The following is a 24,741-nucleotide window of genomic DNA, read 5'->3' as shown; positions in this document are numbered from 1 at the left end:
AAGTTCTTGTAAATCCCGCGAGTGTCTGTGAGAATTTTTCTTATGGTCACTCACGATGAATTTTTAAATCCGTTTCTATCTCGTTCCCTTAAATCTGATTCCTACAAAGTTTTTTCTTTGGCAGGAGATGCTTCAAACCGAAGATACTATCGCGTTGTTCTTGATGCACAGTCTTGGGTTTTGATGCGTTGGGAACCTTTTCAACCTGACAACTACCCTTTCTTAAGTGTTTTAAATCACTTCGCTAAAAATGGAGTTCACGTCCCCCAAGTAATTGCCATGTCTCCGCAAGAGGGACTTGTTCTGCTTGAAGACTTAGGCGATCTGACTTTAGAAAGAAAATACTGGGAAAGCCAAAGCCAGGAGCCAGCTCTTGAATTTTATCAAATGGCCATTGATGAGATAGTTAAGATTCATCATCCTGCAACCTTGGATAAGTCAGACTGCACTGCTTTTAAAATTAAGTTTGATACAGAAAAATTCCTATGGGAAATGAACTACGGTAAAGACAATTTACTTTCAGGTATTTTAAAATTTAATTTTAGTGAGTCCGCGAACAAAGAAATTGGCGACATCTTTTTAGATATTTGCTCTCGCCTTGATAAAGAACCAAAGCGCATTGCCCACCGCGATTACCATTCTCGCAATTTGATGATCAAGTTAGATCAAATGAGTGTTATTGATTTTCAAGATGCACGTTTAGGACCGATTCAATATGACTTAGTAAGCTTGATGAGAGACTCTTACGTTGATATGAACGACAAGATGGCTAACAGACTTATTGAGTACTATTTAGATAAATCTAAGGAATACTTGCCTAAAGATTTTTCCCGTGAACAATTCGATCGCACTTATGAACTGCAATCCATTCAACGTTGCTTTAAAGCTTGCGGCAGTTTTGCAAGCTTCTTCCACTTGCGTGAAGACCGCAGATATTTAAAGTATCTGCCAGGAACTTTACGTCGCGTGATGAAAGCTATTAATGAATTCCCAGAGTATAAGGCATTTGGTGATGTGCTTATTGATTCTGGGGCGTTAGAAAGAAAGTACGAATCATTATGAATGTGATGTTGCTGGCCGCGGGGGAAGGCACCCGCCTTCGTCCCTACACTTTAACTTTACCTAAGCCAGCAATTCCATTTCTGACTTTACCACTCGCGGCCCATGCATTGGCATTCCTTGGCAAGACACCCATAGACAAGTTGGTCGTTAATACTTTTCATCTACCAGGAAAAATCCACGAGCTTTTCCACAGTCTTTCCCATGGTGCTAAAGATTTGATTTTTTCAGATGAAGTTGGCGAGATCCTTGGCAGTGGTGGTGGTTTAAGTAAAGCTCGCGCGCACTTCATAGGTGGCGGACATTTTGTCATGATGAATGCTGATGAAGTTATTTTGCCCGCTGAACCTGATATTCTTGAAAAGGCGTTAGCTCATCACATTGAATCAGACGCACTCGCTACACTTTTAGTGATGAATCACGCCGGTGTTGGCACTCAGTTCGGTGGCGTTTGGGCTGATTCCAAAAACGGTGTTCGCGGTTTCGGGAAAGCTTCTATAAACGGAGGCAACAAGGGTTGGCACTTTGTAGGGGTGCAAATCCTTTCTGAACGAGTCTTTGATTATCTTCCTAAAGAAGGCGTTTCAAATATTCTTTATGATGCTTTAACTGCTGCCATACAAAATGGTGAACACGTGGAAGCTTTTCCTTTTGAATGTTCATGGTTTGAAACTGGTAATCCAAAGGATTTTCTTGAGGCTTCTGAAACCTGTTTTGAGTATTTGGTGGCTCACCAAAGTTGCTTTCAAAAGGATGCCTTAGAAACAAGAATTAAAAAATACGGTAAAGATCAAATTCAAGTTCGTGCACGCGGCACGGGGAAATATATCATCGCTGAAAGTGCTAAGGTTGATGAGTCTGCTGTGATTGAAGGTTTGCTTGTGGCAGGACCGCAAAGTTTTATAGGTCCTGGATCTAAATTAAAAAATGTCATAGTGAACACCAACGGATCTGTGCCTGCTGGTGCTGAGATTTCTGATTCAATCTTATTATAAGTTATTTTTGTAAAGCCAATTCAGCGTCATTATAAAATGACTCTTGGCTTTCTTTAACTTTATATCTGCGAGTCATCATCAGAAAGATACTATCTGCAGCCACACCAATGGGTTCACCGTTATAGTCTTTTTGCATACCCGCTAGACTTGAAGGATCACGCTCTAGGTTAATTCTTTCGGCACTAGAATCACCCCCGGTAGCTGCATATGCCGGAGCTTCATCAGAACCTTCAGATGATGGTCGATCCATTCCGCCGCCGCCGCCTTCTTCAAATCCCGCAGTGGCAGTCATTGAACCTAATTTAATTTTTTCAACTTTGCTGGCTGCTTTTTTTGAAGCTTCATCATAGGCAGCAGCAATACCCATCGCTGCACCTGGAGGCAATCCAGCTGCTGCCATCGCTGCAGCTGAAGAAAAATCTTTTGCTTTATACGATTTACCATCAGGAGTTGTGATCGTTCCTTTTTTAGCGTTGTATCCAGCACTTTGTAAGGACTTAATATTGTTACCAAGTGCTTTAACGCTTGGATCTTTGCTTAGTGGGTTATTTGGATTTGTTAAATCAACGTCTGAATAATCAAAAGGATTATCACCCAATCCGTCAGTTAAGGAACTTGTAAGACCTGCGCTTTTAGCCGCAGAACCATGCTCTTTTCCCTGCATCATTGAAAGCACGCCCATCATTGTGAACGCCGCCATCAAGGCACAAGATCCGCCATTTCCAGAGCTGCATGGTGGCTTTTGTGATGCTGCCATAGCAAACATCATCGCACCCGTTAAGTATTGAGTAAGCTGCGCACCTTTGTTCGCGCTATTAGATTTATCCGCACCATCTTTTACTGAAGCATTGTTCGCGGCGCCATTTTTTGCATTGGCCGTTGCTTCAATACCGCCTGTCGCTTTATCTGCTGCAAATGAAAATGCTGAAGACATCGTAAAACTTAATGCCACCATTATTTTTATAATCGTCTTCATAAATCGCTTCCTCTAATTGCTAAGTAAAGTGCCCTTGTTGTCGCGGTAGCGCTCTTTGATTTTATCCCAATTGGATTTTCCACCTTGGCCAGTGACTTCCTTCGTCCAAGCTTGGCTGCCTGCCATGCCCTTATTAGGATCGTTTTTGCCACCAGGAAGGTAAGATCTATATTTTGAGTTGGCAGAACTTCCGCCACCGGCTGCACCCCAGCCGCCTCCTCCGCCACCGCCTCCGGCGCCGCCAAGGATGTTTGTGTCTAAACCTTTTTTAGAGGCTTCGGATTTATCACCACCAGCTCCACCGCCGCCACTTAGGCCACCGCCACCAAGGCTAGCTCCACCACCTGATGGCGCACCCACACCCCCAGAATCTGAAGTTGGATTTCTTTCTGGAATTGGCATATCAGCTGGACCTTGAGGACCTAAATCAGGACCGCCTGTTGGCGCCGCGATATTTGTTCTATCCGTAGCGCCAGTACCAATGTTACCACCAGCAGAAAGGTCCCCTGGTTTTTCAAATGCATTAGAACAACCTGGAGTTCTTGGATTTTTTAAACAGATACATTCTGGCAAATTGGCGTTTGCAGGATCGCTACATTTTTCTTTTAAAGGATCAGAAGCAGGAGTAGTTGGGTCACCTTCTGTTTCCTCTTCGCACTCTTTACCTTGTTTGATTGCGTTCATAAGGCTGGCGATACCAGCTACTGCTGAAGTTAAAAGGTTTGCGTACTTCTCAGTGCATAGGCCGGCTTTTCCGGCCGTTGATCTTTGTACGTTTCCTTTTAACTCATCGTCCGCCATTTTACTCATGCTACGAAGTGACGTATTGAAATCCGTCACGGCAGAGCCACATCCCGCAGCTGGGTTTTTACAGCTTACAGCTTCAGCACGAGCTGCACTTTTCTTAAAATCCTTAAGTGCGTCACGAGCACTAACACAGTAAAAACCACAACCTGCTTTAGCAGATCCGCATGCAGCGGTATATGCTGTCATTGCGGCTTTGGCGATATCCATACCTCTTGCGAACTTACTACATTGATCTTTAACCGCCACACTTCCAACTGTTGACATCAGTGTATTCAAAGTAGTTACACCTGTCAGAATATTAGGACTCCAGTTTTCAAGACAAGCATAGGCAGCTCCCGAATGGGTTTTCACACATGTCGGTTGACGATCGATGTATCGCTGAAGATTCTTCAGCACATCCGCATATGCCTTTTCATCTACGACCAACTGGCTATGATTTGCTTCTAAAGTTCCCTTTTCTTTGATGAAAGAATCTCTTAATTGAAGATCGAGCCCAGCTTCATTATTATCTCCACTCCCTTGAGGAGCAGTAGTTCCACTAGTAGCTGCAGCAACAGGTTCCGCAGCATAAACATGCAACGGCGATAGAGAAATAGCCGACACGGCCAACATGATTGTCAGATGTTTGAGTGCAAGCCTCATCATAAAGAGTTCCCCTATGTCTCACTTTTCGGACAAAAGTCTGAAATTCTGTAGTTTTAATTGGAACGTTTCAAAGTGAGACACTCTGAATGACCGATTAGAATTCTTCTTCATTTGGAGGCGGATTTAAGAGGGGGCCATTGACGCCTTCACCACCTAAGTTCAAGTCATTACTGCGTAGGTAGTCTGAAGAAACCATTTTTACCGAATACCCCGTAGTTCCACCGACAACGCAGTTGCCAGGGTTGGCAGGCCTAGGATCGTTATTATCTGCGCCCAGTGGACGAGCCGCACATTTACCAAATTTATTGGTATCTAAAGCATAGTTTAACAAATTAATTGGCGCCCATCCCGTCAGAGCATGTTCCCAATTCTGCGAAATATAAGTGAGCTTCGATGCAAAATCGACTGTAGAGCTTAAATGCGCACTCTTTTTAACTACTTCAAATTGGTTTTTTACGCTGAACCTGTCGTAGTTCACCCCACCTTGGTTGAAACCACGATGCATTCCGATATCCCCTAAAAGTTCTTTTTCAGAAGCGAAGGCGGCACCAGGCCCCTTTAAGAAACCATCACGCAGGCGCACATAATAGTTATGATAAAAATCAGGCTCGATGGAATAGTAAGCCATATCAAAAGCATCTGGTAAAACAGCCGCAAGTTCTAGTTCACGCATGCGTGAAGGCTGATCTTGTTTGTCGTTCCAAGCAAGAATGTCTAAGCTTGCGCCCCGATCAGCAAACTTAAATGGCAAATGATTCCAATGATCAAAGTTAGGGGCTCCATCGCTAAAATCAGTTTGACCATTCAGCGTATCAGTAAATGTTGAGTCTTCGTTTGTTACTTTCCAATTTGGGTCTAAACCAAAGATAGATTTTCCGTACTGATACATCACACGACGACTTTTTAAACCAAACTTATCACCAACAAATCGACTGTAGTTAGCAGCACGAGTGGGATCTTTTGGGTCACCGACGTTGGCTACGTCATGAATTCGTGGTGGCAAATTCGGATCTAAACGCTCATCTGGTGAACCAGTTGAACCTTTTGCGCCAGCTGCGCCCGACGGCCAACGGTTGTAGTACCACGGACCGACGCGACCACCGAAAGGTTTATAAAATGCGCGCGCTTTTAAAGTGATTGAACCAAACGGAGAAAAAGGAATTTTTGGTTGCGATGTGGCTGAAACACCCACATACGCCATGCACCATGGGTTCTTTTCAACCCCAATTGAATAATTATAAATATCGCTTAAAGGATTTCTAATTCCGATAAAAGGCGCAAGTTCTTTGATTTGTTCAAAGAAAGGGGAACCCGCTGTTCTACTGTATCTAGGCCAATTACCCTGACTGCTATCAAGCATTCTGCCTTGGGGGCCGATCGAATTAGAGTCACAGTTATTGTCGATATAATTAAATGCCGGAATAGTCTTAATCGGCACAAGCCACTTCGCAGGACTTCCTTTATCCACGCCAGAACTATTGCAGTTGGAATGACCTAAAGAATTATAAACCTGAAACTTTAAATCCGACGTGTTGTTAGCCGAGGTCAGATTGTTCCTAAGTGTCTTTTCAATACCGTCATGCACACTTTGCCCATCAATATCAAAGAAATCATCTTGCGGAGAGCTCGGGCTCATAGCGCGAGAAAGATAAGACATCAAGAGCATACGGTTCCCTTGATCGATATTAAAGGCGACGACGAATCCACCAAGCAATGTGTAGTTAAACCCACCGATAAGTTGGCATCGATCAATGGCATTGTTTAATAGAAGTTGCGAAAGTCCACGGACTTTTCCAGAGATGTTTGGTAAGTCGATGAAAACTTGTGGGACATCGAAAAGTTTAATACCACTTTTCGTCGCAATATCTCTGCAAGTACTTTCCGCAGGCGGCATTGGTTTAAAAGGAATATAGGTAATACAAAATGACGGAGCATCATAGAAATCCTGCTTCGCCGGATTGATACCGTCTTCGTCCCCACCTTGCAGGTTTTTATAAAACTTATTAAACGGATGTTCCTTAAAGTCACCTGCAGACCCAAGCATACGATAGCGCCATGCCAACAGCTTCCAACTTTGACGAATTTGATAATTTACGTGGGCAATCGTGTTCATGCCTTCAGCTTGTTTCATAGCGCCGTAATAAGCCGCTAAATCAACCGAGTTTTGCAAATTAATTTTATGATGAACTAAAAGACCCACGTTGATAACCATCGCGAAAAAAAGAAATAGCACTTGAAAGATCAAAGCGACGAACAAAGCCACCTGACCTTTTTGATTTTCTATATTCTGTGTGAAAGTGCTTTTTCTATTTAACATCTGCCTTTAGACATTCTGTATTAGTCTGTCGATTGAAGCAACAACTCGACCTCGAAAACTTTGACTTGTTCAATAGTGAGATGACAGACTTTAGGGCATACTTCATTGGAAGGAAGCTCGACGATGGTCCGTCAAAAGTTCGCAGTTATTTTTATAACCCTGTTACTGCCGCTCAGTTCGCAGGCAGAAATATTATTTGAGGGATATTTCAAGATCCTTTCAGGTGATCAGCACATCGGATACATCATCAGCCGCTATGAATTTGAAACTAAAAAGAAACAATTCATTTCCACTTATTTTTTGAAAACTGGCAAAGGTCCTAGTGAAGTCACTGAAAGCTTAAAGGCCGTCGCAGACGCGGAACTTGCACCGGTTTCCTACGAATATACAACCCTTGCCGGAAAAGAAAGTAAGACCATCGACGCAAAATTTAAAAATAACACCATGAGTGGAGTTATTCGCAGCGGTGGAAAACTTCAGCGCCTTGAGAAGAAAATCCCGAAGGGCACCTTCCTTTCTACTTTCCTCGTTTATCTAATGCTGAAAAGTAAAGAAGGACTGCAAGCAGAAACCAACTATGAATATCAAGCTATCGCCGAAGAAGATGGCGTCATCTATCGCGGACAAGCTTTGGTTGGTAAGGAAATGACTTACAACGGTTTTAGATCTTTTAAAATTTTAAATACTTTTAAAGACAGTAAATTCTTAAGTTACGTAAATGAACGAGGCGAAGTTCTTGGCACCAACGCCATGGCACAAGGAATAACGACTGAACTTGTTTCCAATCCCTCAGAAGCGACTAACAATATGCCTTATTCAACCACAATTCTTAAGACAGTCTTCGGGTCAATCCCCGAGGGGACTGCCAATGTTGCTGTAAGAAATGTGAAATTAAAACAGGCCGAAGCCAACGCTCCAGCACCCGGAAAACAAATGGGAGTTCCCCCAGGTAAAGGTATCATCATCAAAGCTCAACCGGAAAAAGCAGATCAAAAAGGAAATTAAGTAATGAGCATCAGTCATATCATTGGCCAACACATGTTTATTGGTTTATCAGGCCACAGTCTTACTGCTGACGAAAAAAAGTTTATCGTTGATAACAATATTGGTGGCGTTTGCCTATTTGGAAGAAACGTAGCTGAACCAAAACAAGTTCGTGAATTATGTGCTGAACTTCAATCTTTGCGCCACAAACAATATGAAAAAGCGCCGCTGTTTATCGGTATTGACATGGAAGGAGGCAGAGTTCACCGCCTTAAGCCGCCGTTTACTACTTGGCCACCATTAAGAAAACTAGGTGATCTTGATGCCCCGACAGTTTCATTTCACTTTGCGAATCGCATGGGGTTAGAAATGAAAGCCGTAGGAATTAATTTAGACTTTGCACCTTGCGTGGATATCTTTACGAATCCGGCTAACACCGTAATTGGAGACAGATCGATCAGTTCAGATCCAGAAATGGTTGCCAAGCACGCTTCTGCCTTAGTTCGTGGTTATATTAAATCAGAAATCATCACTTGCGCTAAACACTTCCCTGGTCATGGAAATACCATAGTAGATAGCCATGAAGACTTGCCAGTTGAAAATGTGGATGCTGAAAGACTTGAGGCTTGTGAGCTGATTCCATTTAAGAAAAGTTTTAAGGCCCGTGTTGATATGGTCATGACTTCTCATATTAAGTTCCCGAAGATTGATCCGGACTGGCCAGTCACATTATCTGAAACTTTCATTAAAGGAATCATCCGTAATGAACTTCGTTATCGCGGCCTTATCATCACAGACGATCTAGGCATGAAGGCTATGACTAGTCATTATGGTGCGGATGAAGTTCCGGTGCGCGCCTTGAAAGCCGGAGTTGATTTACTTTTATACTGCAATGAACCCGATGCTCCACCAAAAGCCTTTGAAGCAATCTTAGAGGCAACAGCACAAGGTTCGTTAAAGAAAGAAGATCTAGAAGAAAGCTATCGCCGCATTTTAGAACTTAAAAAAACACGCATCACTCAACCTGATCCTTTATCTATGGAAGAAGTTTCTGCCATCGTCGGCCACCCAGACCATCTTAAGATTGCCTCTGCCATTGCAAATGGTCAGGTGCCTGACGGACTTTTGCCTGAATAGATTCAACACACTCGCGAGCTGCTGCTAAAACACAGCTCGCTGATGATTATGCTTCCGTGCGAATAGAGTTAACATTTATGGATGAACCTCATTCGCGCAACTCAACAGGGACTTTACTGTGAAGCCGGGGATTTTTTCATCGATCCTTGGAAGCCCGTGGAAAAAGCGGTCATCACCCACGGTCATTCCGATCATGCCCAGTGGGGTTCCAAGTTATACTATTCCTCTGAAAAATGTCTGCCGATCTTGCATCAACGACTTGGTGAAAGTCTGCCAGTTCATACCAAAAAATGGGGCGAGAAATTTAAGATTGGTCCCACATGGGTAAGTTTTCATCCAGCCGGGCATATTCTTGGTTCGGCGCAAGTTCGCATCGAATATAAAAATCAGATCTGGGTTGCTTCTGGCGACTATAAGCGTACCCCCGATCCTTCTTGTGACGCCTTTGAGATTGTACCCTGTAACACCTTTATTTCTGAAGCCACCTTTGCCCTGCCCGTTTATAAATGGGACCGCGGCGAGGTGACGGCAAAAAAGATTTTAGATTGGTGGATGGGAGATCAGGATCGTCCTTCACTTCTTTTTTGTTACGCTTTGGGAAAAGCACAAAGGATTCTCGCTGAACTAAAACTGCTTACTGACCGCGAGGTATTTACCCATGGCGCAGTGGAACCTCTTAATGAAATTTATCGTAAGGCAGGAGTAGAACTTCTAAATACCAAGTCCGTCATGGATCAGCCAAAAGGTTATAATTTCAAAGGTGATTTAATCATTGCACCACCTTCGGCCCATCGCTCACCTTGGATGAAAAGATTTAAGGAACCACAAACCGCATTTGCCTCTGGTTGGATGCAAGTGCGAGGAACACGAAGACGTAAAGGCTATGAAAAAGGATTCGTACTTTCTGATCATGCCGATTGGAATGAATTGAACCAAACAATTCAAGAAACCGGTGCCGAAGATATTTATCTTACCCACGGCAGAACCGATGTGCTAAGTCGATTCTTAGAAGAACAGGGAAAAACGGTCCGCTTATTTGAGACTCAATACTCTGCTGAAGAGGAGGCTTCATGAAAGCCTTTGCCAAGCTTTATGAAGACCTTGATTCAACCACTTCCACTAATGAAAAAGTCGATGCGCTTAAAAAATACTTTTCCGTCGCTAAGGATGCCGATGCGATGTGGGCAGTATTACTTTTAACCGGAAAGATTTCCAAAAGAGTTTTAACTTCGCGAAATCTGCGCGATTTATTCTTAAGTGCCACCCATTATCCAGAATGGCTTTATGATGAAAGCTATCATCATGTGGGTGACACAGCCGAAACTTTAAGTCTGCTTGCGAACTCTTTAAATCTTTGCAGCGAAGAAAGCACAGCAAAAGATAAAAGTCTTGCGAAGTGGCTTGAAAAAGAAATTCCAGATTTATCAAAAATCAAAGATGAATTAACTCAAAGTGAAAAATTGATGAGTTGGTGGAAAGAGCTCACCTACCAGGAAATTTACATCCTGAATAAGCTTATGACCGGAGCTTTCCGAGTCGGCGTCAGCGAAAAGCTGGTGATCCGCGCACTATCTGAAGTATTTGAACTGCCTACAGACCAAATAGCTCACAGACTTACTGGCGATATCGCTACGGGTGCTGAAACTTTCAGGCAACTTGTTTCCCACGAACCGAACCAACTTAACTTCAGTCAGCCTTATCCATTTTGTCTTGCTCACCCTTGGAACGAAAGAAGTGAAAGGAATTTTGAGCCGGAAGATTGGTGTATCGAATGGAAGTTCGACGGCATTCGTGCCCAAGTTATTCGCAGGGAAAATCAATTATGGATATGGTCGCGCGGTGAAGAACAAATCACGAATACATTTCCTGATGTAGCGCAATCGTTAGAAAGTCTTCACCCTGGTACAGTTTTAGATGGTGAAATCCTGGTTTTTAAAGGCGATAAGATTCTTCCGTTTCAGGAGCTACAAAAACGCTTGGGACGTAAGAAAGTAAGTCCCGCCATGATGAACGATTTGCCAGCGGGGTTCATCGCTTACGATTGCCTGGAATATGAAGGCAATGATCTTCGCGATAAACCACTTAAAGAAAGAAAAGAATATCTCGATAAAGCCTTAGAACAGATTTCTGCTAAACTGATTAGGGCATCACCCACTTTAACTGTTGATAGTCTTGATGAGCTCGATCGCCTGCGCGCAGATTCCCGTAACAAGGATGCTGAAGGCTTAATGATTAAGTTATGGAGTGGCTCATACACAGTGGGCAGAAAAACCGGAAACTGGTGGAAGTATAAAGTCGATCCACTCACGCTAGATGCAGTTCTAATTTACGCGCAAGCCGGTACGGGACGCAGATCAAATCTTTACACCGATTACACGTTCGCACTGTGGAACGAAAATAATGAGCTGACTCCTTTTGCAAAAGCTTACTCAGGCCTCGATCAAAAAGAAATTGATGAACTTGATCAGTGGATTCGACGACATACGGTCGAAAAATTTGGGCCAGTAAGATCAGTTCAAGCCTTTCACGTTTTTGAAATCGGTTTTGAAGGTATCGGCCTATCTAAAAGGCATAAGTCAGGACTTGCTGTTCGCTTTCCGCGCATTCTGCGTTGGCGCAAAGATAAAAAACCCCAGGATGCTGACTCCATAAAAAGTGCTAAGGAACTTTTAAGTGCGGCAGGTCAGTCATGAAGGAGCTTAAACCGGTTGAAGATTTCTTTAAAAACAGAGGATGGACACCGTTCACTTTTCAAATGGAAGCGTGGAAAGCTTTTTTACGAGGAGAATCAGGACTGTTACATGTGCCAACGGGCTCAGGAAAAACATATGCTGCGGTGATGGGACCGTTTGCAAAATTTTTGAATAATCCAAAGAAAGGTCTAAAGGCACTTTATATAACTCCCCTTCGCGCATTAGCCCGAGACTTGGAGCTAGCACTTTTAGAACCGATTGAACAAGAAAAGTGGCCGCTAAAAATCATTTCGCGAACCGGGGATACTTCTTATTCTGCAAAAAAAAGACAGCTCACTAATCCAGCGGACTTAATGTTAACCACACCAGAGTCGTTAGCAGTACTTATCTCGCAACCCGATGCCGAAGATATTTTGAAAAATATTGAAGTCGTAATTCTAGATGAGTGGCATGAATTGATGTCCAGTAAACGCGGTAGCCTTATTGAACTTTCACTGTCGTATTTACGCAGTTTAAATCCAGAACTGCAAAGCTGGGCGATGTCAGCATCCATTTCAAATCTAACTGAAGCTGCTCAAGTAGCTGTCGGTCGCGGGCAAGAGCCAAAAATTATTTCTGGAGGCAGTGATCGCGATTTACATATGGATATCTTGTTACCTAAAAAGATTGACCGCTTTCCGTGGGCAGGACACCTCGGCCTAACTTTGAAAGAGCCTTTACTTGAAGAGTTAAACCCAGATATATCCACATTAATTTTCACAAACACGCGATCCCAAGCTGAAAAATGGTACGAAACAATTCTATCAACTAAACCCGAGATGGAGCCTTATTTAGCACTTCATCATAGCTCTTTAGATCGTGAAGAACGTGAAGCCGTGGAAGAAGGAATTAAAAACGGCGCCTTAAAGTGGGTGGTATGTACTTCCTCGTTAGACCTTGGTGTCGACTTTCAACCCGTGGAAAGAGTTGTGCAGATCGGCAGTCCCAAAATGGTTGCCAGAATGATTCAAAGAGCCGGAAGAAGTGCCCATCGTCCCGGAGGAAAAAGCCGACTGCTATTTGTTCCCACAAATTCTTGGGAAATTCTTGAACTAGAAGCCGTCAGAAAGGCCCTTAAAGGTAAACACATCGAACCACGCCGGCCGCTGAAAAAACCCATCGACGTTTTGTTGCAACATATGATGACACTGGCATGTGGCCCGGGCTTACGCATGGATGAGCTGACCCTAGCTCTTAAAGAAAGCTATTCATTCTCAGAAATCACAGACGAAGAATTAAAATGGTGCCGCCAGTTTTTAACCCGAGGTGGGGAAACGCTGCAATCCTATCCGCAGTTCCACAAACTGATCTACGACGAAGAAAGTGGTAAATACCGCCCTGCCAGCCCTGCCATAGCAAAAATGCATCGCATGAGTATCGGCACCATCGTTTCCCAGGAGTCCGTGCAAGTATCCTACACCAACCGTTCGCGCATTGGTTCAGTTGAAGAAGGATTTATTTCCAAACTTAAGAAAGGCGATGTGTTTCAGTTTGCAGGAAAAAGATTAGAGCTAGTCATGCTGAAAGATATGACTGCTTATGTAAAATCAAGTAAGGCCACCACAAACGTTATTCCCTCTTGGGACGGCGGACGCTTTCCTATTTCAGAAACCTTGGGTCAGGCCTTGCGTGAAGTTATCAGCGAAAAACATCCAGGAATGGAAAGACTGCTACAGCCACTACTGGGAACCCAAAGGGAAGTCTCGCGATTACCGACAGCTGAAATGCTGCTGATTGAAGAGTGGCATTCTAAAGAAGGCGAACACCTTTTCGTCTTTCCTTTTGAAGGAAAATCGGTGCATGAAGGATTAGCTCAGCTTTGGGGATATAGATTTGCCCAACGAAAACCATCCACCTTTTCATTTGCCGTCAACGACTATGGTTTTGAAATAATCGGCCCTAGCGATTATGGTTTTAAAGATTTATTTGATGATGAGTTCTTTTCTGAACACGAGATCGTCGAAGAAATTGGTCAATCCCTAGAGATAGGTCAGTTAGCTCAAAGACAATTCCGAGACGTAGCACAAATCGCAGGACTGGTTTTCACTGGATACCCTGGTGCTCCTAAAACCGGAAGACAAATGCAGATCAGTTCTTCCTTGCTCTTTGAAGTCTTTAAAAAGCATGAACCCAATAATTTACTCATGAAACAAAGCCTTGATGAGGTGCTAACAAACTCACTTGAAAGCGGAAGGATAAAAAAAACACTGCAACGACTGCAAAAGATGAGCGTGGAGTGGATTACTTTAGATACACCCTCCCCTTTGGCGTTCCCACTAGTCGTTGAAAACCTAGCGATCAGCAATCTTTCAAATGAAAGCCTTGAATCTAAAATCGCCCGACTTAAAAAATCCTGGGAAAAGAAAAATGAAGATACAAGTCGCGAACGAAGACATTGATCTGTTACCGCAAAAAGCTTTTTTGTGGCAGCGACAAAAGCTTTTGGGCTTGTCAGATGTCCATTTAGGAAAAGCAGAAAGTTATCAACACGCTGGTGTACCCATGCCTTCCGGCGCGCATCGCGATGACTTAAACCTGATCGCAGACCTTATTGATCGCCACGGGATTGAACACGTGGTTATCCTTGGCGATTGGATTCACGATAAACACAGTCTTAGTGAACTCGTCGTCAGGGACCTGAACTCATTCTTTGCCGCTTACCGAAACGTCCAATGGTCACTGATATTGGGAAACCACGAAAGAGCTTCCCACGAACTCTTAAAAAGATTTCCGTTTCAAATGGTGATTGAGGATATGGAAATTGGTCCTTTCCTTTTTACCCACGGGCACAAATACAAAAAAGTTCCCCAGTTTCAAATTCAAGGGCACACACATCCGTTAGTAAGAATTCATGAAGGACCACTAAAACTAAAACTTCCCTGCTTCCACTTAGAAAAAAACTGTCTAACGATTCCAGCCTTCGGCAGTTTAACCGGAGGTTACGTCATTCGCCCCGGAAAAAACGATCGAGTTTTTGCCATAGGCAGTGACAGTATTTTTGAAGTCGACACAAGACCTTGATGCAGTCTATCCCTTGGTTATTCACAGTTTACCTTCGATCAAATTTAATTTCGCCAACAACACTGTAAATTGAATTTAATGAGGAGGCATCCATGACTGCCAAAGACTTCAAACCAAAAGCAATCAATCAACAAACTATCGTTATAACTGGAGCCTCAAGCGGAATCGGATTAGCAACGGCAGAAATGGCAGCAAAAAGAGGCGCCAATGTCGTCCTTTCCTCACGCAACGAAAATGAACTGATCGAAATTTGCAAAAAGCTAACAGCTGCTGGTTACAAAGCGATTGGCGTGAAGGCCGATGTGAAAAACAAAGAAGACTTAGAAAATCTGCGCAGCCAAGCAGAAAGAGCCTTCGGGAAAATAGACACTTGGGTGAATAACGCTGGCGGATCCATTTACGGTCCATTACTAGAAATTCCAGAGTTTGAAGAACGCGAATTATTCGAAACAAATTTCTGGGGAACCCGTCACGGATGCCATGTGGCTGTTGATGCATTCAAAGGCCACGGAGGCGTCATCATCAATGTGGGAAGCGAAGTTTCAGCTAGAGCAATTCCATTGCAAGGAATGTATTCAGCAACCAAACACGCAGTGAAGGCTTACACTGATGCCTTACGTATGGAACTTGATAAAGACGAAGTGCCCATCAAAGTCTGCTTAGTAAGACCGACAGCCATTGATACACTTTTCCCTGAACATGCTGTGAACCATTTAAAGTCTGGTGAACCTTCTTTACCAGATCCATGTTATCACCCGGATTATGCTGCAGAAAAAATTCTTAAATGCGCAGAAAATCCAGAGCGCGATGTTTACGTCGGTGCTCAATCCAAACTTTCAGCGATCATGGAATTCCTAGCACCGGGTCTTACTGACAAGTACATGCTTAAAAAACTTTTCGATGATCAGATTAAAGGGACTCGCACACCTCATCGCATTGAAAATGAAGCTTTGTTCACGCCCTCAGCCCTAGAGGGAGAACTGCGCGGCCATCATAAAGGGAAAATCAAAGCCGATAAGGAAATGTTAAAGCCCCATATTACGGATCTAAACTAGTCACCCCTTGGCTGCCCATGGTCCGTACAGAGGTGAAATAAGTACAAGCCCCCTTGGGTGTACTGCATTTTATGCCTATTAGGGCCGCTTTTTAGTGGCCTAGGAATTGATAATGCTCCTCTATGACCAGAGGAGTATTTATGGGTTTTAAACTCGATAATGAAAAATCACAGAACGACGGCCAGTTGAATTTTTTCGACTATAAACTGCCTAATGCCGATTTCGTACCCTCTGAGAAGTCAAAAAATCTAAGCGAGTCAGGCAACAATGCCATTGATTTCAATACCTGGCTAATGGCCCATCAAGAGCCAGAACAAAATAAATCTTCTCGCTTCATGACAATCTCTGCAACTTTCCACGCCGTTGCGTTTTTGCTAATCGCTTTAATAAGCGTGCCGCTAGTTGAACAAGTTAAAACTGAAACAATCGAAATTGAAATCGAAGACGTTCCACAAATCCGTCAGGCGCGTGGCGCTTATGTTCCGCCAACACAAGGTGGAACTCCGGCGAAATTAGAAACTCCCGTTGTTGAAAAATTAGATGACGTTGGCGGACCGGGTGACGTTGTTGTAGCAAAAGCTGCGGCGAACCCGGCTAAATCAGTAAAAGCTAAATCGGCTCCTGCAAAAGCTACTAAAACCGCAGCAAAAGCAGTTGCAGTGACAAAAGCAGGTGGCGCTCGCAGTATGGCTCCTAAAACTAATTTTAAAGCTGTACCGATGACGATTGATGACATCGATGCACCAGAATTAGATCAAGCGGAACTCGCAAACGCAAAACTTGAATCCAATCTTGATGAAGATCTAAATCCAGATTTCGATCATATTGATTCATCCCACAGAGCCACTGTTGAAAACGAAAGACAGTCCATGGCAGCAATGGCTGCGGCGTTAGAAGAAGACCAAGAAGATACCTTGGGCGCGCTTGATGAAGAAAATAAGGCCGAAGCAAATCGTTTAGCAAACTTGCAAAACTCAGTTCGCCAAAAAAATGCAAAAGCCATCGCTGCTGCTGAAGCCAGTGATCGTGCGAATGCTTTGGCTGCTCAACGTGCTGCTGCCTTAGCTGCAGCAAATAGAAAAGCGGCTGCCCAAAGAGCGGGCATGGGTGGACAAGGTGAAGGCTATGGAACTAAAGCGGGTTCTGGCGCTGGCAACAACGGATCTACTGGCTCAGGAACACAAGTTTCAGGAGTTCCATCAGGAGTCAGAAGTTTAGAACAGCTTCGCCAAATGCCGGGTAACCCCCGTCCTCAATACGATACGCAAGAACGTCTGCGCGGAGATAAAGGTGCAGTAGCCTTCGTTGCTTACATCAATAAAGAAGGTTACGTTTCAAAATTCAAAATGATGAAATCAACGGGCTTTAGAAATCTTGATGCGAAAACTTTAACGGCATTAAAAAAATGGCGCTTCTATCCAGGCCAAGAAGGTTGGGTTGAACTTCCATTCGTTTGGGACCTTAAAGGCGGAGCCCAAGAAGCCGGCGGTCTACTTCGCGTCAGCAAAAACTAAGATCGGAATCAATTCCACAAATACAAAAAGGGAAACCACTGGTTTCCCTTTTTTATCGCAAAGCATCAAGGCTTGGCGAGAAGTAGGCATATGCAAGGCGGAGGTCCTTAGCCGCAGCGCAGGCGTACCTGCAAGGTACGTCGGAGCGAAGGCTAAGTGCCGACAACGCAGTCAGATGCCTGCTTATCGACGAGCCGACTAGTCTTTGAAAAGAACTTTTGCTGATTTAGTTGTACCTTTAGTACGAACTGCAGCTTTACGCTTTTTACCGCTAGTAGATTTTTTCTTTTCACGGATGTATTCAGTTTTTTTAGTTTTAGAAGCCATGTTCTCTCCTGAGTTTTTAACAGAAACGGTTAGTTATCAAAACGGAATCTCCAAGTCAACCGAATGGCGGTAATCTCCTGAGATTTGCGAATTTCCCTGATAAGCATAGTTTAAAGCGAATCTAGGGCCTTTAAAGCCCACGCCCGCGGTAATAAGTTCCCGTTTTTCCTCAGTATTATTCTGATAGCCTAAACGAGTAATCACGAAATCGTTGATATAGGTTTCTAAGCCCACCATGTAAAGGGACGTGGAAGTGGCGTCTAAACGGAATCGGACTCGCGATTGATAGATATAATTAAAGCCCCCGCCCACCGAAGTTTCAGGTCTATATGCCTCTGGGATATCTTTATCTTCACCGAAGGCATTATAGACCACCAAAGCCCAACCAATATGGGCTTCAGGAGTATACAAAAATCCTAGGTCCGCATTTGGTTGACTGTAACTTGCTAGCGGAATTTCTAATTGAAAATAGTGACCTGTAATTCCGAAGGCCCATTTATCAGCAATAAATTCTGCTAAAGAAAATGTGATATCACTTTGCACGATTTCAGCATTTGCGACTTCAAAAGTTTTTCTTACGTACCCTAAAGAAGCTGGAAAAGAGCTTTCTTGTGAATTGTCACTTAAGGCAACCGCGAATTCATTTTCCGCAAAAGAGGAAAATAAATAATGCCCGCGCAAATGAACAAGCGATGCAGGATTTAAAAAAGATGCGTCACCTGCTTCTACAGCCGCACGTCCAGTTCCACCTGTCGCAGCTGAGATTGAGGAATTATACACTTGGGCCGAAGCTAGGTTCACTGTAAGATAAATCATTAGGAAAACAGGAAGTTTAACTAAGCTCAAAGGATGGGGCATGGCTATTTACCTCGCAGGTATCGTGAGTGCGTTTTTTATTGCGTTCATATCCTATCAACCAGCACAAGCATCAGCCAACACATTTACTGCAAAACCGATTCGTCTTGGCGACAACTTACTTTCAATTCTTAGGCAAAATGGTTTTAGCGAAAAGGAACGTGAAAAGGTTTTGGCTTCCGACCGTGGACTTCGAAATCTTTTTTTAACTCTTGATACCCGTTATTTGGTTCGTCGCTCTGGAAATACTATCGAACTTCGTATGTTTGATTCACAAACTTCTGATGCTTTTAAAATCGTGAAGCAGGGAAAATCAGTAAAAGCACTTCGTTATAATCCTAACTACTATGTTGTACTAAAAAAGGTAGAAGGTCGAGTGCATGGCTCTTTACTTGGCAGTGTGCTTGCGCAAGTAAATAGCAATTGGGTCGCTACCCGCTTTACTGACGCCTACGTTTTTGACTTAGTCAGCAGAAACGTGTCTCGTGGTTCGCGTTTTTCATTCACAGTTGAAAAGAATTACGAAGCCGGTCAGTTTGTAAAATACGGTGAGGTTTTGCAGACTTCCCTAGAAATCGGGGGCGAGCTAGTTCAGAAAAAGTTTGTTCGCCATAAAGACGCTGGTGTCTTTTTTAACTCCCAAGATCTTTTCGAACAACGCCCCTTCTATGCCCCGGTTGAATACCTAAAGGTGGCTAGTAAATTTCAACCCAACCGCAAGCACCCGATTACGGGCCGCCACCAACCCCACTTAGGAATCGACTTTGAACTTCCAGTGGGTGACCCAGTCTATGCTCCCCGCTATGGAACTGTGGTTCGATATGGTAATAACCGTGCGGCAGGAAACTATATCGTTTTGCTTCACCCAAATGGCATGGAAACTTCCTATAATCATCTTCATCGCATCGATCGTCGTGTCCGTCAGGGTTTAAAAGTTCGTGCGGGGGAAAAAATTGGTGAGGTCGGTTGCACCGGATACTGCACGCGCGCGCATTTACATTTCGCAGTAAAAAGAAAGGGTCGAATGGTCGACCCTATAAAGTTCATTAAACCTTATCCTTCCCATATGGAAAGGCTGCTTGAAGCCCGCGTTGCTAGTAACTAATCGCGGGTACACACTGTCACAAAGTGCATGCACTTACTATTAGGAATTGCACCACCGTAGCTTCCATTTGGACGGAAGCATTCTTTTGTTAAATCGTATTCAACCACGGGTGCACCAGCGACAGATTCTTCTTTGTAACAAGAAACTCCGCCCTTTGGAACTACACAGCGTTGACTTACGTTGACATCCCACTGATCCGCACGAAGATGACGGCGGGCAATCGCAAGCTCTGAACGAATGGCCGAGTTCTTTAAATCATTATAGGTGTGAGCAGGACATAAAGTCGCTGCATCTTGCGCGCGAACAACTTTAAATACGCGTCCACAGCTCCAAGAGCGACCAGCGCCGGAAACAGAAAGATCGTTTTCACCGACACTTGATAACACACGGCTGGGATTATTAATCGCGGCACCAGCCATTGCATACGGAGCAAAAGTTAAAGTGTAACCTTTGCCATAAGCTGATTTCACCGGGTAAGTGTCAGCCGCCGCACGCACTTTATAAATTTCAGTTGCATCAGACATATATGTCAAAGAAAGGACCCCTGAGCTCATGAAGATGTTTCTGAATTCTTCAGCTAGCTCTTCGCTAGAATTAAAATTTAAATTCGCTTCCATCACACGCTGTTCAGGTGAAAATGGGAAATAATTTGCAGACACACCTTTAGTAGCGATTGAATCCATCACTAAAGAGTCAGTTAAGTTTCCAACAAGAGGAACCACATCTGTCCACAATTCCACTTTGCTAGTTGCCGTGTACACGTCAGTTAAGCTGTTTTTCACCCGCACAGCCATTGTCGGTGTAGCGCCGTTATTTTTCGGAGAATCAGCTAAGAAACTTTTGTATTGATTGTCAGAAAGTTGTGTTGCTGGATAAAGCGGCTTGAAGTTTTGATCAGCATAATCAAAAAATTCATTCTTAACAGAAATTCCACCCGTCGAATAAGAACCTGCTTTAATTGAAAAGAACGCAGGATTATTTCTGATTTGAGTTTCAGCACATGAGTTATAAGTGATTGTGTCGAAAGTTGCTTCGAAGGCAAAAGGAATTTCTGCGACTTTAGCACCTACAGCTTCGCCGTATTTAGCACTTAACGCAGCATCTGTTACGCCGGGATCAAGAGAACTATCTAGATTCGCATCAAAGCCGGCTTTACCGCAGTTTTGAAACGAAACGACCAGCAGAAAAGAGGCAAAAATGCCACTGGCTGCCCGCCATGTCGTTTTATTAAAACGTACTTTCATGGAATACTCCCCCAAAACAGAATACCAGATACTATTCGGCTAATTCACAAAAAACCCACAGACTTCTCAGCGTGAGACGACAGAAAATGCCTCTTTTTCCTAACGCAGGCCGACTGTTCAGGCCCTCTGATTAATAGTTGTCTTAAAATGAAACGTTTGAGATTTATAGAGTATGGGAAAAGTTAAAAAAGCCATCATTCCAGCAGCCGGTTTAGGAACTCGTTTTCTGCCCGCAACAAAGACAGTTCCAAAGGAAATGTTAACTATTGTTGATGCACCTATCATCTTGTACGTGGTTGAAGAAGCAGTGCAAGCAGGTATCGAAGACATCGTGCTTATTGCAGGTCGCGGAAAGAATGCTATTGAAGACTTTTTCGATACGTCTTTTGAACTTGAAGATAAGTTAGCGAAAGATGGAAAAGAACATCTGCTAGAGCGTGTGACAAAAATTCGCGATAAAGCCAACATCATTAGCATTCGCCAAAAACATGCTTACGGCTTGGGCCACGCTGTTCTTTGCGGACTACCGATTATTGGTAAAGAACCGTTTGCAGTTTTACTCGGTGACGAAATTACTATGGGTGAACCCAACGTCACGTCACAATTGGTAAAATCATTTAATGAAACTCAAGTTTCGACAATTTCAGTTATGAAGGTTGAAGATAAAGATGTTTCAAAATATGGAATTGCTGATGTTGAAGAAACCAACAAAGGTTATTTCAAAGTAAATTCATTAATGGAAAAACCAAAACCAGCAGAAACAAAAAGCCGCTGGGCTTTACCTGGCCGCTACGTGTTTGATAATCACATCATGGAAATTCTGCATTCAGCAAAACCCTCGTTACATGGTGAAATTCAGTTAACCGATAGCATGAAGGTCCTTTGCCAAACCCATGGACTTAATGCCATGACTTTCACAGCTGACCGCTATGATGCGGGTGATAAGCTTGGATACTTGCAAGCAAACATTGAGCTTGCACTTCGCAACCCCGAGCTTGGTAATGAGCTTAAACTTTACATCAAAGAACTTGCCCAGCGCCTGAACTAAGGATGAACATGAAATTTCTTTTTGCGACTTTTTTCTTTTTCTTAGCTTTTCAGGCCCAGGCTTTCATTCTTCCCACTCGCACGATTGTGCAAAAAACCGTGGAAAACTCTGGAAGTGGTATTTACGCCATTGAACAAGAAGTTCAGTTTTCAAATGGTGATGAAACTTTAACTGTTAAAGAAACATGGTTGATTGATAGTGATAAAACCATGCGCTTAACTGTGACCGGCGGTAAGGATTTGCAGAACACATTTAAGCTGCAATTTATTTATAACGGCGGTCAAAAGTGGAGCCAGGTTAATAACACTCGTAAAAGCGAAAAAGTTTCCGATGACTTTATCGAACGTTATTTAAACTTCCGCAGCCCTGAGCTTATGGCTAGTGCCCTAGCTCACTTAAAAATCATTCCTGCGGGCGCGTATGCAAAAAAAGCGGTGCCGCGCACTGGTGCAGATTTTAAATACGATGGTGAACCGTGGGTAAGATTTTCTAGAACCGGAGGCGTAGTAAATTACGCTTTTGGAACTGCCACACAGCCAGAGCAAGAAAATGAATTGCCTGGAATTTGGATTGAACAAGATCACTTTGTGATTCGTAAACTGCGCCTACCTTCCCAAGCAGAAATGAGTGCAAATAATTACAGTCAATTTGCTAAGGGTTTACATTACCCTCGCAGCCGCACCATTCGTTGGGGCGCGAACACTGTGACAATCCGTTTGATCAGTGCCCAGGCCCGCCCGCAATCAGCCGTCAGTCTTTTTCAGCCTAATTCCCTAGATAGCAACCTCAAGTGGGATGGTATTAATAACATTCCTGCCAAAGACGTTATTACGGAGTTCTACACGAGGTTTAGATGAGTTCAGACCAGCTGTGGAGAGTGGCAGTAGATGCTCCTCTTCCAGAGGCTTTGACCTATAGTTACTCTGGCCCCCTTGAACGTGGACAGTTAGTGAACGTTCCCCTTGGTAAGCGCAAGGTGAAGGGTCTTGTATTGGGCCCTGCAGACAAGCCGCCAGAGTTTGAAGTTAAGAGCATTGAATCCCTGGATGATGAGTATGCGGCCCTTCCGGATGCTTTTGTTAAGTGGCTAGAGTGGCTGTCGCAATACTATCTGCATCCCATCGGGCAAGTGGTGCAATCGGCCTTTCCGCCACTGAAAAAAACCGACAAGCAGCGTGCTTCCAAAAGACCTCCGGTTATTCCCCTACTTGAAAGTGATACGTTTTTAGATTTAACCACAGAACAACGCACTTGTTTTGAGAGCATTTCAAAACACTCTAATTTTTCTACGCATCTTTTATTTGGGGTTACGGGTTCAGGTAAAACCGAAGTCTATCTACGACTTTTAGAAAAAGTTTTGGCCGAAGGAAAGCGCGGGCTTGTTCTAGTTCCAGAGATCTCGCTAACCCCGCAACTGATTCAGCGATTCGCCCGACGCTTCGGCGATAAAATTGCAGCTTTGCATTCGCAGCTTACAGATCGTGAACGCACCAATCAGTGGTGGGATATCGTGGAAGGCAGAAAATCCATTCTTATTGGCGCAAGATCAGCACTTTTCTGCCCAATTAAAGATTTAGGCTTAATTATCGTTGATGAAGAGCATGAGCCCAGCTTTAAACAAGATGAAAAGCTAAAATACAACGGCCGCGATGCTGCAGTTGTGATGGGTAAATTAATGAATTGCCCTGTGGTCCTTGGCTCTGCAACACCAAGTTTAGAAACTTGGAAAAACGCGGTTGAAGGAAAATACCATCTTCACACTTTAAAAAAGCGCGTTGCCAATCGATCGCTTCCTGAAATTGAAGTTATTGATTTAAGAAAATTAAAAGCCGACGACGATGAACAAAAAAAAATTGTGCAGAAATATTCCCATCTGCCGTTTTGGTTAAGTGCAGATCTTTATGAGCGCATGCATGAAGTTTTAGATCAAGGCGACCAAGCTGCACTGTTTTTAAATCGCCGTGGGGTCGCACAAATGGTGGTGTGTCCTTCATGTGGTCACACGCGTGAATGCCCGAACTGTGATATCTCTTTAACTTTGCACGCGCACTCTCACCTTGTTTGTCACTACTGTGACTATCATGAAAACTTTAAAACCAAGTGCCCTGATTGCAGCGAAGGACAGCTTGAAGCCATCGGGCTTGGCACAGAGTTATTAGAAACAGATTTGACCCGTTTGTTCCCGGGAAAGAAAATCGCGCGCGCCGATCGCGATGAAATTCAAAGTCGCGCGGATCTGGAAGAACTTATTCATCAAATGGAAACTGGGGAAATTGATATTCTTGTCGGCACCCAGATGATTGCTAAGGGTTTGGATTTTCCGAAATTGAAACTTGTGGGATTAGTTCTTGCTGATGTTGGTTTTAATCTTCCTGATTTTAGAGCCACAGAAAGAAGTTTTCAGTTAATCACCCAAATGAGTGGTCGCAGTGGACGTCACGTCAAAGAAGGCGAAAATCCAGGCCGCGTAATCATTCAAACATTCAATGCTGAACACGACAGTATTACTTTTGCGCGCAATCACGATTATGAAGGTTTTGCGAAACACGAATTAGAAATGCGCGCGCAACTTCACTATCCTCCGATAGGCAGACTTGTCAGCTTCCGAATCCAAGGACCCCATCTAGGGAAAGTTGAAGAAACTGCAGGACTTTTAGCCAGAAGAGCGTACGCTTTAAAAGCTCAATACCCTCAGTATAACTCTATAGAGGTGCTGGGTCCTGCTGAAGCGCCGTTATCGAAATTACGGGGGCAATTTCGCTATCATTTGCTTGTAAAATCGACTCAAGCGAATGCAGCCAATCCCTTTTCTAGACAGTTACTGGGTGATCAAGACTGGATCCCTTCAGGAATAAAAATATTGATCGATATCGATCCAATGAGTTTGCTTTAGACCTTAAGTATCCCTTAAAATAAATGC

General features: G+C 43.6%; 20 protein-coding genes. 14 read left to right on the top strand and 6 right to left on the bottom strand.

What is annotated here, in order from left to right; all coding sequences use genetic code 11:
- The first annotated feature begins 27 nt into the window (after positions 1 to 27).
- Together MNR06_RS12615 and MNR06_RS12610 are read left to right on the top strand one after the other, a co-directional pair.
- Complete coding sequence (locus MNR06_RS12615) at positions 28 to 1,062, top strand: aminoglycoside phosphotransferase family protein (RefSeq protein WP_243536609.1); 1,035 nt, start codon at positions 28 to 30, stop codon at positions 1,060 to 1,062.
- Entirely contained in the window at positions 1,059 to 2,054 is a 996-nt protein-coding gene (locus tag MNR06_RS12610) for a sugar phosphate nucleotidyltransferase (protein ID WP_243536607.1), read from the top strand. The genes MNR06_RS12615 and MNR06_RS12610 overlap by 4 nt, the downstream gene beginning before the upstream one ends.
- A gap of 1 nt (position 2,055) precedes the next feature.
- Here the strand turns inward: MNR06_RS12610 and MNR06_RS12605 are convergent, their stop codons facing one another.
- The 3 genes from MNR06_RS12605 to MNR06_RS12595 form a co-directional block, all read right to left on the bottom strand.
- Positions 2,056 to 3,030, bottom strand: coding sequence for a hypothetical protein (locus MNR06_RS12605; RefSeq protein ID WP_243536605.1), 975 nt, complete (start codon positions 3,028 to 3,030; stop codon positions 2,056 to 2,058).
- Between the two features lie 12 nt (positions 3,031 to 3,042).
- Positions 3,043 to 4,482 carry a hypothetical protein gene (locus MNR06_RS12600; protein ID WP_243540805.1) on the bottom strand — a complete coding sequence of 480 codons (1,440 nt, stop codon included), beginning with the start codon at positions 4,480 to 4,482 and terminating at the stop codon, positions 3,043 to 3,045.
- 94 nt (positions 4,483 to 4,576) lie between these two features.
- On the bottom strand, positions 4,577 to 6,799 hold the full coding sequence (locus tag MNR06_RS12595; RefSeq protein ID WP_243536603.1) for a Tad domain-containing protein: 2,223 nt from the start codon (positions 6,797 to 6,799) through the stop codon (positions 4,577 to 4,579).
- 123 nt (positions 6,800 to 6,922) lie between these two features.
- Between MNR06_RS12595 and MNR06_RS12590 the strand changes: the two genes are divergently transcribed.
- The 8 genes from MNR06_RS12590 (at position 6,923) to MNR06_RS12555 (ending at position 17,242) form a co-directional block, all read left to right on the top strand.
- On the top strand, positions 6,923 to 7,804 hold the full coding sequence (locus MNR06_RS12590; protein WP_243536601.1) for a hypothetical protein: 882 nt from the start codon (positions 6,923 to 6,925) through the stop codon (positions 7,802 to 7,804).
- Between the two features lie 3 nt (positions 7,805 to 7,807).
- Positions 7,808 to 8,920 carry a beta-N-acetylhexosaminidase gene (gene nagZ / locus MNR06_RS12585; RefSeq protein WP_243536598.1) on the top strand — a complete coding sequence of 371 codons (1,113 nt, stop codon included), beginning with the start codon at positions 7,808 to 7,810 and terminating at the stop codon, positions 8,918 to 8,920.
- Between the two features lie 81 nt (positions 8,921 to 9,001).
- Positions 9,002 to 9,994, top strand: coding sequence for a ligase-associated DNA damage response exonuclease (locus MNR06_RS12580; RefSeq protein WP_243536596.1), 993 nt, complete (start codon positions 9,002 to 9,004; stop codon positions 9,992 to 9,994).
- Positions 9,991 to 11,613, top strand: coding sequence for an ATP-dependent DNA ligase (locus MNR06_RS12575; RefSeq protein ID WP_243536593.1), 1,623 nt, complete (start codon positions 9,991 to 9,993; stop codon positions 11,611 to 11,613). The genes MNR06_RS12580 and MNR06_RS12575 overlap by 4 nt, the downstream gene beginning before the upstream one ends.
- Positions 11,610 to 14,051, top strand: a complete 2,442-nt coding sequence (locus MNR06_RS12570; RefSeq protein ID WP_243536592.1) for a ligase-associated DNA damage response DEXH box helicase — start codon at positions 11,610 to 11,612, stop codon at positions 14,049 to 14,051. Before MNR06_RS12575 ends, MNR06_RS12570 begins: the two co-directional genes overlap by 4 nt.
- Positions 14,020 to 14,673, top strand: a complete 654-nt coding sequence (gene pdeM, locus MNR06_RS12565; protein WP_243536590.1) for a ligase-associated DNA damage response endonuclease PdeM — start codon at positions 14,020 to 14,022, stop codon at positions 14,671 to 14,673. The genes MNR06_RS12570 and pdeM overlap by 32 nt, the downstream gene beginning before the upstream one ends.
- Positions 14,674 to 14,765: 92 nt before the next feature.
- Positions 14,766 to 15,728, top strand: a complete 963-nt coding sequence (locus MNR06_RS12560) for an SDR family oxidoreductase (protein WP_243536588.1) — start codon at positions 14,766 to 14,768, stop codon at positions 15,726 to 15,728.
- Between the two features lie 140 nt (positions 15,729 to 15,868).
- The gene (locus MNR06_RS12555; RefSeq protein ID WP_243536586.1) at positions 15,869 to 17,242 is read left to right on the top strand and encodes a TonB family protein; all 1,374 of its coding nucleotides are present in this window, start codon (positions 15,869 to 15,871) and stop codon (positions 17,240 to 17,242) included.
- Between the two features lie 198 nt (positions 17,243 to 17,440).
- Here the strand turns inward: MNR06_RS12555 and MNR06_RS16710 are convergent, their stop codons facing one another.
- Together MNR06_RS16710 and MNR06_RS12550 are read right to left on the bottom strand one after the other, a co-directional pair.
- Positions 17,441 to 17,569 (bottom strand): hypothetical protein, encoded by a 129-nt coding sequence (locus MNR06_RS16710; protein WP_256461057.1) that lies wholly within the window; start codon positions 17,567 to 17,569, stop codon positions 17,441 to 17,443.
- Between the two features lie 36 nt (positions 17,570 to 17,605).
- Positions 17,606 to 18,427 (bottom strand): PorV/PorQ family protein, encoded by an 822-nt coding sequence (locus MNR06_RS12550; protein ID WP_243536584.1) that lies wholly within the window; start codon positions 18,425 to 18,427, stop codon positions 17,606 to 17,608.
- On the opposite strand from MNR06_RS12550, the gene MNR06_RS12545 reads away from it, so the two are divergent.
- On the top strand, positions 18,426 to 19,529 hold the full coding sequence (locus MNR06_RS12545) for a M23 family metallopeptidase (RefSeq protein ID WP_243536582.1): 1,104 nt from the start codon (positions 18,426 to 18,428) through the stop codon (positions 19,527 to 19,529). The genes MNR06_RS12550 and MNR06_RS12545 overlap by 2 nt on opposite strands.
- On the opposite strand, the gene MNR06_RS12540 is transcribed toward MNR06_RS12545, so the two are convergent.
- A complete protein-coding gene (locus tag MNR06_RS12540; protein WP_243536580.1) occupies positions 19,526 to 20,773 on the bottom strand; it encodes a hypothetical protein in 1,248 nt (415 codons plus the stop codon). The two genes, MNR06_RS12545 and MNR06_RS12540, sit on opposite strands and share 4 nt — an antisense overlap.
- A 172-nt stretch (positions 20,774 to 20,945) precedes the next feature.
- Between MNR06_RS12540 and galU the strand changes: the two genes are divergently transcribed.
- The 3 genes from galU to priA are packed head-to-tail and all read left to right on the top strand — an operon-like array spanning position 20,946 to position 24,714.
- A complete protein-coding gene (gene galU / locus MNR06_RS12535; RefSeq protein WP_243536579.1) occupies positions 20,946 to 21,821 on the top strand; it encodes a UTP--glucose-1-phosphate uridylyltransferase GalU in 876 nt (291 codons plus the stop codon).
- 8 nt (positions 21,822 to 21,829) lie between these two features.
- Complete coding sequence (locus tag MNR06_RS12530) at positions 21,830 to 22,678, top strand: hypothetical protein (protein WP_243536577.1); 849 nt, start codon at positions 21,830 to 21,832, stop codon at positions 22,676 to 22,678.
- Complete coding sequence (priA, locus tag MNR06_RS12525) at positions 22,675 to 24,714, top strand: replication restart helicase PriA (protein WP_243536575.1); 2,040 nt, start codon at positions 22,675 to 22,677, stop codon at positions 24,712 to 24,714. The genes MNR06_RS12530 and priA overlap by 4 nt, the downstream gene beginning before the upstream one ends.
- Positions 24,715 to 24,741 lie beyond the last annotated feature (27 nt).

Source organism: Bdellovibrio reynosensis, from assembly GCF_022814725.1.
In the GTDB taxonomy this organism is placed as follows: Bacteria; Bdellovibrionota; Bdellovibrionia; order Bdellovibrionales; family Bdellovibrionaceae; genus Bdellovibrio; species Bdellovibrio reynosensis.
Note: the sequence above shows the minus strand (reverse complement) of the source record. Positions and strands in the feature narration are given on the sequence as shown.

Bases quoted from the DNA above. Each gene is read 5' to 3' on its own strand.
- MNR06_RS12580 (WP_243536596.1), top strand. From the start codon at position 9,002: ATGAACCTCATTCGCGCAACTCAACAGGGACTTTACTGTGAAGCCGGG.
- MNR06_RS12555 (WP_243536586.1), top strand. From the start codon at position 15,869: ATGGGTTTTAAACTCGATAATGAAAAATCACAGAACGACGGCCAGTTG.
- MNR06_RS16710 (WP_256461057.1), bottom strand. From the start codon at position 17,569: ATGGCTTCTAAAACTAAAAAAACTGAATACATCCGTGAAAAGAAAAAA.
- MNR06_RS12575 (WP_243536593.1), top strand. From the start codon at position 9,991: ATGAAAGCCTTTGCCAAGCTTTATGAAGACCTTGATTCAACCACTTCC.
- MNR06_RS12530 (WP_243536577.1), top strand. From the start codon at position 21,830: ATGAAATTTCTTTTTGCGACTTTTTTCTTTTTCTTAGCTTTTCAGGCC.
- MNR06_RS12610 (WP_243536607.1), top strand. From the start codon at position 1,059: ATGAATGTGATGTTGCTGGCCGCGGGGGAAGGCACCCGCCTTCGTCCC.
- MNR06_RS12600 (WP_243540805.1), bottom strand. From the start codon at position 4,482: ATGATGAGGCTTGCACTCAAACATCTGACAATCATGTTGGCCGTGTCG.
- priA (WP_243536575.1), top strand. From the start codon at position 22,675: ATGAGTTCAGACCAGCTGTGGAGAGTGGCAGTAGATGCTCCTCTTCCA.
- MNR06_RS12595 (WP_243536603.1), bottom strand. From the start codon at position 6,799: ATGTTAAATAGAAAAAGCACTTTCACACAGAATATAGAAAATCAAAAA.
- galU (WP_243536579.1), top strand. From the start codon at position 20,946: ATGGGAAAAGTTAAAAAAGCCATCATTCCAGCAGCCGGTTTAGGAACT.
- MNR06_RS12590 (WP_243536601.1), top strand. From the start codon at position 6,923: ATGGTCCGTCAAAAGTTCGCAGTTATTTTTATAACCCTGTTACTGCCG.
- nagZ (WP_243536598.1), top strand. From the start codon at position 7,808: ATGAGCATCAGTCATATCATTGGCCAACACATGTTTATTGGTTTATCA.
- pdeM (WP_243536590.1), top strand. From the start codon at position 14,020: ATGAAGATACAAGTCGCGAACGAAGACATTGATCTGTTACCGCAAAAA.
- MNR06_RS12560 (WP_243536588.1), top strand. From the start codon at position 14,766: ATGACTGCCAAAGACTTCAAACCAAAAGCAATCAATCAACAAACTATC.
- MNR06_RS12605 (WP_243536605.1), bottom strand. From the start codon at position 3,030: ATGAAGACGATTATAAAAATAATGGTGGCATTAAGTTTTACGATGTCT.
- MNR06_RS12550 (WP_243536584.1), bottom strand. From the start codon at position 18,427: ATGCCCCATCCTTTGAGCTTAGTTAAACTTCCTGTTTTCCTAATGATT.
- MNR06_RS12545 (WP_243536582.1), top strand. From the start codon at position 18,426: ATGGCTATTTACCTCGCAGGTATCGTGAGTGCGTTTTTTATTGCGTTC.
- MNR06_RS12540 (WP_243536580.1), bottom strand. From the start codon at position 20,773: ATGAAAGTACGTTTTAATAAAACGACATGGCGGGCAGCCAGTGGCATT.
- MNR06_RS12570 (WP_243536592.1), top strand. From the start codon at position 11,610: ATGAAGGAGCTTAAACCGGTTGAAGATTTCTTTAAAAACAGAGGATGG.